Annotated in this window: 14 protein-coding genes; 8 read left to right on the forward strand and 6 right to left on the reverse strand. The window is 54.2% G+C overall.

Annotated features, from left to right (window positions below):
* The first annotated feature begins 12 nt into the window (after nucleotides 1–12).
* The 4 genes from AB9F29_RS04910 (at nucleotide 13) to AB9F29_RS04925 (ending at nucleotide 4050) form a co-directional block, all read left to right on the forward strand.
* Nucleotides 13–852: an EAL domain-containing protein gene (locus AB9F29_RS04910; RefSeq protein WP_369754800.1), complete on the forward strand. Its 840-nt coding sequence runs from the start codon at nucleotides 13–15 to the stop codon at nucleotides 850–852.
* A 146-nt stretch (nucleotides 853–998) separates the two neighbouring features.
* On the forward strand, nucleotides 999–2174 hold the full coding sequence (locus AB9F29_RS04915; RefSeq protein ID WP_369754801.1) for an acetyl-CoA C-acetyltransferase: 1176 nt from the start codon (nucleotides 999–1001) through the stop codon (nucleotides 2172–2174).
* A 76-nt stretch (nucleotides 2175–2250) separates the two neighbouring features.
* Nucleotides 2251–2973 (forward strand): beta-ketoacyl-ACP reductase, encoded by a 723-nt coding sequence (locus AB9F29_RS04920; RefSeq protein WP_335583760.1) that lies wholly within the window; start codon nucleotides 2251–2253, stop codon nucleotides 2971–2973.
* Nucleotides 2974–3198: 225 nt separating this feature from the next.
* Entirely contained in the window at nucleotides 3199–4050 is an 852-nt protein-coding gene (locus AB9F29_RS04925) for a DMT family transporter (protein ID WP_369754802.1), read from the forward strand.
* Here the strand turns inward: AB9F29_RS04925 and AB9F29_RS04930 are convergent.
* From AB9F29_RS04930 to AB9F29_RS04940, 3 genes are all read right to left on the reverse strand, one after another.
* The gene (locus AB9F29_RS04930) at nucleotides 4047–4214 is read right to left on the reverse strand and encodes a YdcH family protein (RefSeq protein WP_082802223.1); all 168 of its coding nucleotides are present in this window, start codon (nucleotides 4212–4214) and stop codon (nucleotides 4047–4049) included. The genes AB9F29_RS04925 and AB9F29_RS04930 overlap by 4 nt on opposite strands.
* Nucleotides 4215–4344: 130 nt before the next feature.
* Nucleotides 4345–5097, reverse strand: a complete 753-nt coding sequence (locus AB9F29_RS04935) for a tRNA1(Val) (adenine(37)-N6)-methyltransferase (RefSeq protein WP_369754803.1) — start codon at nucleotides 5095–5097, stop codon at nucleotides 4345–4347.
* Nucleotides 5098–5313 (reverse strand): DUF2007 domain-containing protein, encoded by a 216-nt coding sequence (locus AB9F29_RS04940; protein ID WP_039001840.1) that lies wholly within the window; start codon nucleotides 5311–5313, stop codon nucleotides 5098–5100.
* 56 nt (nucleotides 5314–5369) lie between these two features.
* Between AB9F29_RS04940 and AB9F29_RS04945 the strand changes: the two genes are divergently transcribed.
* On the forward strand, nucleotides 5370–6368 hold the full coding sequence (locus AB9F29_RS04945) for a polyprenyl synthetase family protein (RefSeq protein WP_335583763.1): 999 nt from the start codon (nucleotides 5370–5372) through the stop codon (nucleotides 6366–6368).
* On the opposite strand, the gene AB9F29_RS04950 is transcribed toward AB9F29_RS04945, so the two are convergent.
* Nucleotides 6365–8017, reverse strand: a complete 1653-nt coding sequence (locus AB9F29_RS04950) for a thiamine pyrophosphate-binding protein (protein WP_369754804.1) — start codon at nucleotides 8015–8017, stop codon at nucleotides 6365–6367. The genes AB9F29_RS04945 and AB9F29_RS04950 overlap by 4 nt on opposite strands.
* Nucleotides 8018–8110: 93 nt before the next feature.
* On the reverse strand, nucleotides 8111–9163 hold the full coding sequence (locus AB9F29_RS04955; RefSeq protein WP_369754805.1) for an NAD(P)/FAD-dependent oxidoreductase: 1053 nt from the start codon (nucleotides 9161–9163) through the stop codon (nucleotides 8111–8113).
* Between the two features lie 61 nt (nucleotides 9164–9224).
* Here AB9F29_RS04955 and mnmD point away from each other — a divergent pair, with 61 nt between their 5' ends.
* The gene (mnmD, locus tag AB9F29_RS04960; protein WP_369754806.1) at nucleotides 9225–9905 is read left to right on the forward strand and encodes a tRNA (5-methylaminomethyl-2-thiouridine)(34)-methyltransferase MnmD; all 681 of its coding nucleotides are present in this window, start codon (nucleotides 9225–9227) and stop codon (nucleotides 9903–9905) included.
* The gene (locus AB9F29_RS04965; protein ID WP_369754807.1) at nucleotides 9902–10792 is read left to right on the forward strand and encodes a DMT family transporter; all 891 of its coding nucleotides are present in this window, start codon (nucleotides 9902–9904) and stop codon (nucleotides 10790–10792) included. Before mnmD ends, AB9F29_RS04965 begins: the two co-directional genes overlap by 4 nt.
* Here the strand turns inward: AB9F29_RS04965 and AB9F29_RS04970 are convergent.
* Entirely contained in the window at nucleotides 10767–12713 is a 1947-nt protein-coding gene (locus tag AB9F29_RS04970; RefSeq protein WP_369754808.1) for a transglycosylase SLT domain-containing protein, read from the reverse strand. The two genes, AB9F29_RS04965 and AB9F29_RS04970, sit on opposite strands and share 26 nt — an antisense overlap.
* 158 nt (nucleotides 12714–12871) lie before the next feature.
* Here AB9F29_RS04970 and dapA point away from each other — a divergent pair, with 158 nt between their 5' ends.
* The gene (gene dapA / locus AB9F29_RS04975; RefSeq protein WP_335583768.1) at nucleotides 12872–13744 is read left to right on the forward strand and encodes a 4-hydroxy-tetrahydrodipicolinate synthase; all 873 of its coding nucleotides are present in this window, start codon (nucleotides 12872–12874) and stop codon (nucleotides 13742–13744) included.
* Nucleotides 13745–13800: the final 56 nt, after the last annotated feature.

Genomic DNA, 13800 nt, shown 5'->3' on the forward strand with positions numbered 1-13800 from the left:
AGGGAGAAAAAAATGCGTTTAACAAAGAATGGATATGTCACAGAGGCGATTGAGGGCCCGGAAAACCCCTTTTCTTTTGCTCAAGCGGAACAGGAGTTGAATGTGCTTTCCCTAGTACAGCACGCGCTTGACAATAAGAGGGCGGTTTTGGCTTTTCAACCCGTTGTTCAGGCGTCGCGCCCTGGTCGCGTTGCCTTTTACGAAGGCTTGGTGCGTCTACTTGACGACAACGGACGCGTCATACCCGCCCACGAATTCATTGATGCTATCGAAAACAAAGAACTCGGGCGAAAAGTGGACTGTTTGGCATTAGAAATGGGTCTACAAACCCTTCTCGATCAGCCGAGCTTACGCCTCTCGATCAACATGTCCGCGCGATCAATCGGGTATCAACGCTGGATGCGCACTTTGGAATATGGGCTGGATCGAGACCCTACTATTGCCGAACGCTTGATACTGGAAATCACCGAAGGCTCCGCTATGCTCATGCCGGAACTCGTGACTTCATTCATGAAAGATCTAAATCTGCGTGGAATTTCGTTTGCGCTCGATGATTTCGGGGCGGGCTATACCGCGTTCCGCTATCTCAAGGACTTTTTCTTCGACATTATCAAAATTGACGGACAATTCATTCGTGGAATAGCCACAGATCCCGACAACCAAGTCCTGACCAAAGCGCTCTGCTCTATCGCTTCACAATTTGAAATGTTTACCGTCGCTGAAAGTGTTGAAAACAAGGAGGATGTTGCTTTCCTTCAATCCATTGGCATCGATTGCCTTCAGGGGTATTACTTTGGTGCGCCAACAATTCGTCCCCCATGGCAAAAAGAACTCGCAGAGAAAGCTGGATAATATCACGGTTTTCCTTGCGTAAGGCGGGAACACCCTGTCAATTGTACTTCACGTAGATTCAACGTTGAACTTTACGCAATTGACGGGATGTGCCGCTGTCCCGAAGCGTCACGGACCTTTTTCAGTCTCGGGAGAGGAAAAGCCTAATGACTCATGTTGTCATCGCATCTGCAGCGCGAACCGCTGTGGGCAGCTTTAATGGTTCGTTTGCCAACACCCCCGCCCACGACCTCGGCGCCGCTGTGCTCGAATGTCTTGTTGAGCGCGCCGGAATTGACAAAGCCGAAGTTTCAGAAACCATCCTTGGGCAAGTTTTAACGGCTGGCCAAGGGCAAAACCCAGCTCGCCAAGCGCATATCAACGCGGGCCTTCCAAAAGAAGCGGCCGCTTGGGGAATTAACCAAGTTTGCGGATCTGGCCTGCGTGCCGTTGCCTTGGGAACACAGCATATTTTGCTGGGCGACGCCGAGATCGTCACCGCTGGTGGTCAAGAAAATATGTCCATGTCTCCGCATGTCGCAAACCTACGTCAGGGACACAAAATGGGCGACATGCAGTTCATTGACTCGATGATCCGCGACGGCCTGTGGGATGCATTTAATAATTACCACATGGGTACAACCGCAGAAAACGTTGCAAAACAGTGGGACATCACCCGCGAAATGCAGGACCTCTTTGCCGTAGGCAGCCAAAACAAAGCTGAAGCCGCACAGAAGGCTGGCAAGTTTGTCGACGAAATTATGCCCTTTATCGTAAAATCACGGCGCGGTGATACCGTGGTCGACGCGGATGAATACATTCGTCATGGCGTAACAATGGAAGCGATGCAAAAATTGCGCCCCGCATTTGATCGTGAAGGCACAGTCACCGCAGCCAACGCTTCTGGCCTCAACGACGGTGCCGCCGGAGCGCTTCTTATGAGCGCCGCGAATGCAGAAAAACGGGGTATCGAACCTTTAGGCCGCATTGCAAGCTATGCAACCGCTGGCCTCGACCCCTCAGTTATGGGCGTTGGACCCGTTTACGCCAGCAAGAAGGCCCTCGAGAAAGCTGGCTGGAAAGCAAGCGATTTGGACTTGATTGAGGCCAATGAAGCTTTCGCTGCACAAGCCTGTGCCGTTAACAAAGAGATGGGCTGGGATCCTGAGATCGTGAATGTAAACGGCGGTGCGATCGCCATTGGCCACCCAATCGGTGCTTCTGGCGCGCGCGTGTTAAACACTCTTCTGTTCGAAATGAAGCGCCGCGACGCGAAAAAGGGTCTGGTGACGCTTTGTATTGGCGGTGGAATGGGCGTTGCACTTTGTGTTGAACGCGACTAATTTCAAATCGTGCGCGCAACAAAATTGCGCGCACGTATGATATTTTTATCTATTAATACTTCTGGAGGAGAACAGCATGTCAAGAGTAGCACTCGTTACGGGCGGAACACGTGGGATCGGCGCAGCCATTGCTACAGCCCTCAAAGCTGAAGGCTATACGGTCGCAGCAAACTTTGCGGGCAATGAAGAAGCCGCCGCGAAGTTCACGGCCGAAACTGGAATCGCTACTTATAAATGGTCTGTCGCCGACTATGACGCATGTGTTGCGGGAATAGCAAAAGTCGAAGCCGACCTTGGCCCTGTTGAGGTGTTGGTCAACAACGCGGGGATCACGCGCGACGGTATGTTCCACAAAATGACCCGCGATCAGTGGCAAGAAGTCATCGACACAAATCTCTCTGGTGTTTTCAACATGACCCATCCAATTTGGAACGGAATGCGAGACCGGAAATTTGGCCGGGTAATCAATATTAGCTCAATCAACGGTCAAAAAGGCCAAATGGGCCAAGCCAATTATTCGGCGGCAAAAGCAGGTGATCTCGGCTTCACCAAAGCTCTTGCTCAAGAAGGCGCCTTCAAAGGCATTACCGTAAACGCGATTTGCCCCGGTTACATCGGAACGGAAATGGTTATGGCCGTTCCCGAGAAAGTCCGCGAAAGCATTATCGCGCAAATCCCTGTGGGACGTTTGGGTGAAGCAAGTGAAATCGCGCGTTGCGTCGTTTTCCTCGCATCTGATGATGCGGGTTTTGTGACCGGATCAACGATTACGGCAAATGGCGGCCAGTATTTCGTTTAAACAATCGTAAGATTATTGCTTGGGGCCGGCGCAAACCGGCCCCTTTTTTCTTGCTATCCTCATTCCCAATCTCTACCGAAATATCCGTCCGATTAGCCGCCAAGAAGAACCGCATTTAACTAAAATTGAAGCTTGGATTTTAAAGGTAGAGGCAACGATGGAAGTTTTCAAAACCCACCGTGACGACGCCGATCGCTTCAAGTGAAGAGGCGAAAAGCAACAGCCGTGGGAGCTTCGGCAATTTTACTCTGGTCTTTTTTGGCCGTTTTGACAGTTGGCAGCTCGCCAATACCTCCCCTGCAACTCAACGCGATGTGTTTCGCTATTTCTGGTGTCATCGGGCTCGTTTGGGTAGCCCGAGGTATCGGTTTTTCCGCCCTGCTCCACGTAAATTGGAAAATCTACGCGTTCGGAACTCTTGGATTATTTGGGTACCATTTTCTGTATTTTTCAGCCCTGCGACTGGCTCCCCCTGCTGAGGCGGGATTGATCGCGTATCTCTGGCCCCTTCTCATTGTCCTTTTCAGTGGCTTCCTTCCAGAGGAACGCCTTAAGCCCACCCACATTATCGGTGCGATTCTAGGGTTTGTTGGGGCAGCCATCCTTATGGGGAATGGAGGGGCGTTGAAGTCGGAGTTCATTCTAGGTTACGCCCTCGCACTCATGTGTGCGGTCACTTGGGCAAGCTATTCAGTTATTTCTCGACGCTTAGGCACGGCCCCGACTGAGACGGTCGCAATTTTCTGCGTCTTTACGTCTTTGCTCTCGCTTCTGGCCCACCTTGTGTTTGAAACGACCTATTGGCCTCAGGATCCCATAGCTTGGGCATCCATCGTTGCGCTAGGCGTTGGTCCTGTCGGAATCGCGTTTTACACGTGGGATTTCGGCATGAAAAAAGGCGACATCCAATTGTTGGGCGTCACCTCATATGCTGCACCCGTGTTTTCAACCGCAATTCTTGTATTTGTTGGCGTAACAACGGCCAGTTGGTCTCTGGCACTCTCTGCCTGCCTCATCATTGCGGGTGCTGCACTGGCGTCACGCGCCAGTGCTCGCGAGTCTGACGAAGCGTCCTAAGCTTCGGACAATCGGTTAATCTGCTCTTTTAGCAACAATTTCTGTTTCTTCATATTTGCAATGGTAAGCTCATCTGCTGAGGGGCTCTTCTGCGCCGTCTCGACTTTAGTGGAAAGAGTTTGATGTTTTCTACGGAGCTCATTCAAATGCGAACTCATGTTCATAGTCGTCCTCCTAAATAAGATTAGCTAGGTCTTCAGAAAAACACAGGATCGACTCTTTGTCACGCATCTTAAACAACCGTTGGCCGACCCTTGCCTACTGTGAGAAAAGAGCACAAACATTAACAAACACTTAACGGCTTGGAAAATTAAGGGCGACGCCATCTCGCAACACGGATTTAACTTCCGGCAAGTAGCTATCTTGATCCACCGAGTGCGCGTCCCCCATATGAAGAACGAGCGCAGGATGTAAAATAAATTCCGCACGCCCTCCCTTGCGGGCCCGCAGCAAAAACCGTCTTGGCCGACGACCTTCGCGCGCAGAGATCGGCAAGACTTCCAGACTACCCAAAACGGGCAAGGCGGCGGCCATAATTTCGGGCAATCGCTCGATATCTTGGATCAAGGAAAAGACCCCTCTGGGACGTAATCTTTTCGCCGCGACTTCCACCCAAAGGGAAAGCGGTGTGTCCTCCGTGAAAGCCGTTTCTCGCCCCACATCTTCGGATTTTTTACGCCTTTTCTCAAGGTAATACGGCGGGTTTGCCACGACGTGGTGAAACTGACGATCCCTGATTGATAGTGGCATTTCGGAGAGGTCAGCCGTAACAACTTCAAGCGCACCCTGAGCATTTTCACGAGCCAAGTCGGCATAGTCTGGCTGAATTTCGACTCCCACCAAATCCAATCCTGAGACCCGCGCATTTAGGCAGAGCGACACCGCGCCAACACCGCAGCCAAGCTCCAACACCGACTCGCCCGAGATCGCAGGAATCGCAGCCGCAAGCAACACCGCGTCCGGCCCCGCGCGGTAGCCCTGTGCAGGTTGTCGAAGCGTGACGCGCCCCCCCAAGAAAGAGTCATCGGTCGTTTGCGGAAAACTCATTCATTTTCCTAGGGGAACGTCATTATCGCGCAAAATCGCCTGTGCCATAAAGTGATCTCGGTCGCGAACCATCAATCGGCGCGGCAAAATGCCTATGGAACCTTCGAGCACGCTAATATTTACGTCCATTTCAAAGCAGTCTATACCCTCTCCTTGAAGAAGGGCTTGCGCGAACGCGATGACGGTTGGATCGTTTGTTTTTAAAAGCTCTTTCATAGCCAAGGACTTAAGCCCTAAAGGGGTTATTTGTCGAGAGGGATGACGTGAGCGTGATGGGATTAGATGAAATTGCGGTCAAACCGCATGAACGCCTGAGCGATGCGCTCGCGGGTGAACTTGATGCTGTAAACGCCCTGATTCGCCGTCGCATGGCCTCCGAACACGCGCCTCGCATCCCGGAAGTGACGGCGCATTTGGTCGAAGCGGGCGGCAAACGTTTGCGCCCGATGCTAACTCTCGCGGCGGCGCGAATCTGTGGCTACGACGGGCCCTATCACATCCATATGGCCGCGACGGTTGAGTTTATTCACACCGCGACATTGCTGCATGACGATGTCGTTGACGAAAGCGGCCAACGGCGTGGACGTCCGACGGCCAATCTGTTGTGGGATAATAAATCCAGCATCCTTGTCGGCGACTATCTTTTTGCGCGCAGTTTCCAATTGATGGTCGAGACAGGCAATATGCGCGCCCTTGATATTCTCGCAAATGCGTCCGCGACCATTGCTGAAGGCGAAGTCTTGCAGCTTACGGCCGCCCAAGATTTGGCCACAACCGAAGAGATTTACTTCAAAGTTGTGCGCGGCAAAACGGCAGCGCTATTTTCTGCGGCGACAGAAGTTGGGGGCGTGATAGCGGGCGCAAATGAGGTGACCACCGGCGCCCTATATGACTTTGGCGACGCGTTGGGCATTTGCTTCCAAATTGTCGACGACTTGCTGGATTATTGGGGCGGCGACGCCACGGGCAAAAATATTGGCGACGATTTCCGTGAGCGCAAACTCACCCTGCCGGTCATCAAAGCGATTGCAAAAGCGACCGATGAAGAGCGGGCCTTTTGGAAACGGACGATTGAAAAGGGCGACCAGCGCGACGGCGATCTTGACACTGCCCTCGCACTTTTGGCCAGCCACAATTCCCTGCAAGAGACTCGCCAAGAGGCGCTGCAATGGTCTGCGAAAGCCAAGTCAGCGTTGATCGGGCTTCCTGAGGACCCGATCAAAGATATGCTTGCCGATATCGCCGACTATGTTGTTGAGCGCCTTAACTAAGCTTTTGCACGCGCCCTGACTTCACTCAATGTCGCTCCAGGGGCAAGTGCTTCGCTGTCGAGTTTCAATTCGATAATGGCGGGAGTCCCACAGTTTCGTGCCCGCTCAAAGGCGGCGGGGAAATCTTCGGTTCTGGTAACCAATTCGCCATGCCCGCCATAGGCACGCGCAAGGGCGGCGAAATCAGGACTAACCAAATCGGTCCCAGAAACCCGCGCGGGATAGTGCATTTCCTGATGCATCCGAATGGTCCCATAGCGGCCGTTATTTGCAACTATCGTGATGACATTCGCCCCTGATTGCATGGCCGTTGACAACTCGTTGCACGTCATTTGAAAACATCCATCCCCTGCAAGGCACACAACTGTTTTTTCCGGAAAGGAAATCGCTGCGGAAATGGCGGCGGGGAAGCCATACCCCATGCTCCCAGAAGTTGGAGCCAGTTGGGTTCCGTGCTGTTTGTAAACAAAGTAGCGGTGCAGGAAGGCCGCATAATTGCCCGCGCCATTGGTCAGGATCGCGTCCTCAGGCAGAACCTCAGAAAGATGCGCGATGACCTCTTCCATTTTCACGTCCCCCGGTGTCGTTCTGGGCTTCGACCATGCCTCATAATCGGCACGAGCCGCTGCGCGCCACTCACTCCAAGGACCCGTAATTGGGGGGCAAGCCGCAAGTGCGGCAACAACCTCGCCCGTGTCCGCTACCAAACCCAAATCAGGGCGGTACACCTGTCCCAAGCTATCGGGATCGGGGTGCACATGCACAATGCGCGTGGTGATGTTGGTGGGGTCAATTGTTGTATACCCTGAGGTCGCAATATCTCCCAAACGCGCCCCGAGAATGACCAAAAGATCAGCCTCTGCAAGACGAGTTTTTAGCGCGGGATTGATGCCAACGTTCAAGTCGCCAATGTAGTTTTGGTGGCGGTTATCGATGTAATCTTGGCGGCGAAAATCAACAGCAATAGGCAGGTCGGAGGCCTTTGCAAACTGCGCGATATCGGCTGCGGCCTGCTTAGACCATTTACTGCCACCGAGGATTACCAAAGGACGTTTGGCGCGGGCAATTTCAGTGCGAATTGCCGAAATCGAAGCATCAGCAACACCGACTAGACGGGGGGCAATGGGTGCAATATCTGGAACGTCCGCAATCGAACTGAGCATGTCTTCGGGCAATGCCAGAACCACAGGGCCGGGCCGTCCGGAGGTTGCGACATGAAACGCGCGACTGATGTATTCGGGGAGGCGCTCGATTTGATCCACCTCAGTCACCCATTTGGCGAGTGTCCCAAAAACGGCCCTATAATCAACTTCCTGAAACGCTTCCCGATCGCGGTGCCCTCGGGCGATTTGCCCGACAAATAGGATCATCGGCGTGCTATCTTGACGGGCGATATGCACGCCCGCTGCAGCATTTGTCGCACCCGGGCCGCGTGTCACGAAAGCGATTCCAGGCTTGCCTGTGAGCTTACCTTGCGCTTCGGCCATCATTGCAGCGCCGCCTTCTTGGCGGCAAACGTGGTTTTCAATACCGCTTTCGTACAGGCCATCCAGCGCGGCTAAAAAGCTTTCCCCCGGAACAGAAAAAACTCGCTCCACGCCTTGGGCAACCAGTTGATCTACGAGAATTTTTCCACCGTGACGTTTCATTCTATGTGCCCATTTCATTGCGTTTCGCAGCGACTTTGCTGGAGTTTTCACTGGGGTGCAAGCCTCAAGAAAATTATGTGCAACGAGGCGCAACTAGCCCGCCAAATTGGCCTCAACGCGGAAATGGTCGGGGATTGTATCGTTCCCGTTCAAAACAAGCTCGGCAAGGGTTGTCGCGAGTTTTGGGGTCATGCCAAAGCCAATTTTAAACCCTCCGTTTGCGATAAAATTATTCGGACGTCCGGGATAGGCACCAATCATGGGTGCACGGGTAAAGGAGCGCGGCCGCGCGCGAGCCCAACGCTCAATCACAGGAGCCTGCGCCAGCATCGGAAACGCAGTAAATGCCCGAGCGATGAGGTCTTCGAGCAAGTCATCTGTTGCATTAGCGTCGTCGAAATATCGCTCAGTTGTCGAGCCAATCGCGGTTGTTCCATTGGAATGGGGAACAACGTAAATTCCATCTGAGAACAGCTGGTTCTTGCCTGTGGCGTCATATCCCAAAAGCGCCGCTTGGCCTTTTTCGCCATTGCCGATGGGGGCGTCGAATTCTTTGGCCATTGCAAAAAGCCCCGCGACGCCCGTTGCCCAAATGACTTTCGTATTGGGCGTTTGCGGCACGTCTTTGCCAAGAATGATTTCGCCGCCAAGTTTTGTTACCGCCTGTGCCAATGCCATGGTCGCCAATCGCGGATGCAAGCGCGCGGAAAGCGTATCATGCACGAGGTACCCCGTTTTGCTTTCCGGTGCCCAACCAGCATGTTCTTCGGCCTTGACCACATCCCAGCTTGCCTCGCCGTGCCAGAACTCCTTGGCGGCCTCGTGGCGTTCATGGGACAGCTCCAATATGCGGGCGGTGTTAATCGGCTGAAGGCGTCCAACGCGGCCATAGCCCGTCGCAAAACCTGACACCTCCTCGACCCCGCGCCAAAACGCGGGCGCCATACAGAGGCTTTCGAATTGAAACTGTTTTTTGGCCTCCCAGCGCTCGGGCGTATGTGGCGCAAGGGCGCCAACGAAGCCACCGCTGGCCCCTGCCCCGACCGAGGCCCGCTCAACAACTTGAACTTTCGCGCCCGCCTTGGCACAAACATAGGCGACAGACAGGCCAAACGCGCCCGCCCCCATTACTGTTATTTCTGCCATTGCCAAAGTCCGCGCCCTTCTACATTCTCCGGTTTCTCGCCCGTGTTTAGGACAATCGTGCATGAAGAACCAGCAAGCAGATTTGGAATGGCGCGATGATGAAATCCCAGTGTCGTTGCGCTTTGACGATCCGTATTTCTCGCTTGGCAACGGGCTTGAGGAAACACGGCACGTGTTTTTAGGCGGAAATGACCTCCCCGCGCGGTTTTGCGAGGGGTTTCAAATCGCTGAACTTGGGTTTGGTACGGGCCTTAATCTCTGTGCGGCACTCCTTTCATGGCGCGAAGCGGGCAGGACCACGCCCCTGCGCTTCACAAGTTTTGAAGCCTACCCGATGACAGCCGCCGAAATGGAGCGTGCCTTGCGGGCCTTTCCAGAGGCCCTACGCGTGGCCCCTCCAATTTTGGCGCAACTGGCCGATGGGAAAACGACGATTGACCTCCCTGACCTGCACGCCGAAATTATAATCGGCGATGCGCGAGAGACCCTCCCCAAGTGGCCCCACAAGGCGGACGCGTGGTTTTTGGACGGGTTTTCCCCCGCTAAAAACCCCGAACTTTGGGAAGCCAACCTTATGTCGGCCGTCGCCGATCACACCCATCCCAACGGAACCTTTGCAACCTATACCGCCGCCGGATTTGTTCGCAAAGGGCTGGCCGAGGGGGGCTTCACCGTCGAGCGCGTCAAAGGCTTTGCCCGCAAACGACACATGAGCATCGGAAGACTGGATACCCTCACATGATTCAACGATCAGACACCCGCCTTGGCATTATGTTGATGACGGCGACAACCTTTGTATTTGCCCTCCAAGACGTGATTTCGCGTGTTTTGGCGAGCGAGTATAATGTGATGATGGTTGTGATGATCCGCTATTGGTTTTTCGCGGCCTTTGTTGTGGCAATTGCCGCGCGTAAACCGGGTGGCGTTCGGGCCGTGGCGAAAACCAAACAGCCGGTTGTACAAATCATCCGTGGCCTGCTGCTCAGCGCGCAGATCAACGTCATGGTGCTTGCGTTCGTATTGCTGGGACTTGTGGAAAGTCACGCAATTTTTGCGAGTTACCCGCTGATTATCGCCGCCCTATCGGGGCCTATATTGGGTGAAAAAGTTGGTTGGCCACGTGTTTTCGCCATCATGGCTGGATTTGTCGGCATCGTAATCATCCTTCAACCCGGCGTAAAAGTGTTCTCGCCTGCGGCCATTGTTCCACTCGTCGCCGCCATTGGCTTTGCGCTCTACAGCCTGCTTACCCGCTATGCTGGGCGCAAGGACACCGCGGCGACTAGCTTTTTCTGGACGGGAACCGTTGGTATGGTTTTCTCATCTGCCGTGGGCGTTTGGTTTTGGCAAAACATGACCACCACCCATTATTTCTGGATGGCGGTGCTCTGCGTTTCTGGCGCTTTGGGGCACTGGCTTTTGATCCGCACCTATGAGGTTGCCGAAGCCAGCGCAGTTCAGCCGTTTGCCTATCTGCAATTGGTCTTTGCTTCGATGGCGGGCATCTTCTTTTTGGGCGAAACATTGCCCGTCAACGTAGCGATCGGGGTCTCGGTTGTTATCGCGGCTGGCCTGTTTACCTTTTGGCGCGAACGGCGCAAATCTAACGCTGTGTTAAATCCTCAATAAGCCGTATGTTTTGGGATTTTCCCGCCAATTGCGCCCGATAAGGCAACAGCGCTTCTGACACGCGCATGGTGTAATTCCGCGTCTCATCATATTGGATATGTTCGATCCAATCGACAACTTGCGCACTGTTAGCCCGCGGATCACCCCGTTCAGAAAGCCAGCGGCGGGGGCGTCCAGGCCCTGCGTTGTACCCCGCAGAAACAAGGATCACGTTGTCGCCAAACTCCTCAATGAGCCCCGCCAAATAGTTGGTTCCCAGCGTTGCGTTATAATCCCAATCACTCAAAACTTTGGACGGTTCATACTCGATCCCGATTTTTCTACTCACAAGTTCCGCCGTTCCGGGCATGACTTGCATCAGGCCCTGCGCCCCTGCGCCAGACACCACCCGTGAATTGAATTCGCTTTCGCGACGGGAAATAGCGAGCGCCAATTCAGGTGAAACCACGAGGGGTGATTTTGTGGCAACGGGATGCATTGGGTACATGGACGCGTGCAAGGTATCGCCAAATTGTGCGGCGCGCTTAGCCACATGAAGCGCAGTATACGGATTTTCGTTTTCGATCGCCCAAGCGGCAAGCGAGCCGCGTTCGCTGCGATTGAGGCTTTCGGCAAGATGCGAGATAAACCGTGCCGAAATGCGACTTTCACCTGCGTCATCGAGAAGTCGCCCAGCCTCAAACACGCTGGAGTTGGCAAAGCTTGTGGTTTTCCAATCGGGGAATTTTTCCTGACCCAAAAGCGCTGGATCCATCGCCATGCCCGCTTCTTGGGCGGCAAGTTGGCCGTAAAAACTGGTTTGGAAGCCACCACCAAAGACATAAGCCGCCTGCGCGCGAGTCGCGTCGCCCATTGCTTCATAGGCACGCCCCTCCCAATAGCCTGCTCGTCCAAGGCTAATCGGGGAATCCACTCCGGCTTGGAACGCTTTGAAATGCTTTAGCGCATCGGAAGGTCGGTTAAGGAACCGCAGCGCGATATAGCCCGAAAGCCACTCCAAATCGGCAAAATAATCGCCCTGCGACAGGTGATGTCGGGACGCGGCTGTATAGGCACTCTCATAACGACCCGCACGCATTTCGTACCGCGCAATCAGGGCACGACGCCGCGCCCATTCTTCGGGCCGTCCCAGTGATGCTGCCGAATTAGAGCGTTCATTCAAAAGCACGAGGGCATCGTCATAGCGGTCTTTGCGGGCGCGCCAAACAAAGCGCTCATAGGCCAAACCCGGATCGCTGGCCAAACCAACGGGAATGGCAGAAATCATTCCGTCCACCCCGTCAACTTGCTGACGTAACCCAATCCGAGCAGCTGCCAGTTTCTGCCAGCCGTCACTCACATAGGGCATAAGCGCTTGGGCTTCGTTTGATGCCCCCTGCCACAAAAGCATATCCATGCGCTCTTGATGATAAGGTTTCAGCAGGTCGCTATAAGTTGCTAAAAACGAGAGTTGCTCGGCCGAAGTGAGCGGCATTGTGCGCCATGCATCGGTTATCGTTGCAGAGGCGCGTGCGGTTTCCCCCGTTTTGGACAAGGCCGCAGCATAGGCGAGAGCCCCCGTGCCCGTTTGCGGACCATCGGTTTTGAAATACGCCAGAACCCGTTGCGGCGACGTGTCGGTGTACAGCGTTTTTTCGCCCCTTTCGCTTAGGTACGGCATTCCGGGCCAATCCGCGTGGTCCCGCAAAAAGGCTTCGTATTCGTCCAACGTCCCTTTGCCCGCCCTGAGGTAGTGCCACTCAACAATTGTTTGCGCTGTGGCCCCCGCTGGCTTTGCCGCAAATTCGGCCGCGGGCCAATCCTGTAAACGCACCAAATCCATGGCCTGCGCCAATGCCGTGTCGGCCTGCGCCGCAACAGATTGAGACGTTACAACTAATGTGAGAAGGGTAGAAAAAAATACTCGATGGATTTGCCGCACGATATCGTCCTTTTTGGATCTATTTTGATAAAGTTTAACGGATTCGCATCCATCAGCAACACACAACTTGGCAATTGCCCGTGAGGCGGCTAGGTTCCGCCGCGATTACACACGATCATCAGGGCGACTCGCGCCCTCAATCAAAAAGGAGACGTGTCATGTTCAAGGGTTCCCTTCCCGCTCTGGTGACGCCGCTTAAGGGTGGCCAACTGGATCTCGACGCGCTCAAACATTTGGTTGAGTGGCACATCGAAGAAGGCTCAACGGGCCTTGTTCCTGTGGGTACAACGGGCGAAAGCCCCACGTTAAGCCACGAAGAGCACGAAATGGTTATTGAGGTCGTTGTAAAAGCGAGCGCGGGGCGTATTCCTGTGATTGCGGGCGCTGGCTCCAACAATACCACCGAAATGACCCGCTTTGTGCAATTCGCCAAGAACGTTGGCGCCGACGCGGCCCTTGTTGTGACCCCTTATTACAACAAACCCACACAGCGTGGCTTGATCGCCCATTTCACGGCAGCGGCCCAAGAAGGTTTGCCGATCGTCATCTATAACATCCCCGGTCGTTCTGTGGTGGATATGACGGCGGAAACGATGGGTGAATTGAGCAAGTTGCCCATGATCATCGGCGTGAAAGATAGCACAGGCGACGTGTCGCGGATTTCCGAAAATCGCGGAACCTGTGGCGCTGATTTTGTTCAGCTTTCGGGCGAAGACGCTATGGCGCTAGGGTATTATGCGCATGGGGCCGTTGGCTGTATTTCGGTGACGGCCAATGTCGCGCCGCGCCTCTGTGCGGAATTTCAAGCAGCGCTGGCACAAGGCGATTTCGCCAAAGCGCTAACCTTTCAAGACCGCCTGATGCCGCTTCACACCGCGCTCTTTGTCGAGCCAGGCCTTGTGGGTGCAAAATATGCGCTGTCGCTTTTGGGCAAATGCACCGAAGACGTACGCTCGCCTTTGACCGGCCTGTTGGACGACACAAAGCTGCAAATCAAAGCTGCAATGCAATTCGCTGGTATTTTGGCCTAAATCCCTCTCCCGCCGATGGATTTCTTTCGGCGGGACATTTCCTCGCGCATCTAGAC

The organism is Falsihalocynthiibacter sp. S25ZX9 (assembly GCF_041205405.1).
In the GTDB taxonomy this organism is placed as follows: domain Bacteria; phylum Pseudomonadota; class Alphaproteobacteria; order Rhodobacterales; family Rhodobacteraceae; genus Falsihalocynthiibacter; species Falsihalocynthiibacter arcticus.

Coding starts and splice junctions, on each gene's coding strand:
- AB9F29_RS04910 (WP_369754800.1), top strand. CDS start 13: ATGCGTTTAACAAAGAATGGATATGTCACAGAGGCGATTGAGGGCCCG.
- AB9F29_RS04915 (WP_369754801.1), top strand. CDS start 999: ATGACTCATGTTGTCATCGCATCTGCAGCGCGAACCGCTGTGGGCAGC.
- AB9F29_RS04920 (WP_335583760.1), top strand. CDS start 2,251: ATGTCAAGAGTAGCACTCGTTACGGGCGGAACACGTGGGATCGGCGCA.
- AB9F29_RS04930 (WP_082802223.1), bottom strand. CDS start 4,214: ATGAACATGAGTTCGCATTTGAATGAGCTCCGTAGAAAACATCAAACT.
- AB9F29_RS04935 (WP_369754803.1), bottom strand. CDS start 5,097: ATGAGTTTTCCGCAAACGACCGATGACTCTTTCTTGGGGGGGCGCGTC.
- AB9F29_RS04940 (WP_039001840.1), bottom strand. CDS start 5,313: ATGAAAGAGCTTTTAAAAACAAACGATCCAACCGTCATCGCGTTCGCG.
- AB9F29_RS04945 (WP_335583763.1), top strand. CDS start 5,370: ATGGGATTAGATGAAATTGCGGTCAAACCGCATGAACGCCTGAGCGAT.
- AB9F29_RS04950 (WP_369754804.1), bottom strand. CDS start 8,017: ATGAAACGTCACGGTGGAAAAATTCTCGTAGATCAACTGGTTGCCCAA.
- AB9F29_RS04955 (WP_369754805.1), bottom strand. CDS start 9,163: ATGGCAGAAATAACAGTAATGGGGGCGGGCGCGTTTGGCCTGTCTGTC.
- mnmD (WP_369754806.1), top strand. CDS start 9,225: ATGAAGAACCAGCAAGCAGATTTGGAATGGCGCGATGATGAAATCCCA.
- AB9F29_RS04965 (WP_369754807.1), top strand. CDS start 9,902: ATGATTCAACGATCAGACACCCGCCTTGGCATTATGTTGATGACGGCG.
- dapA (WP_335583768.1), top strand. CDS start 12,872: ATGTTCAAGGGTTCCCTTCCCGCTCTGGTGACGCCGCTTAAGGGTGGC.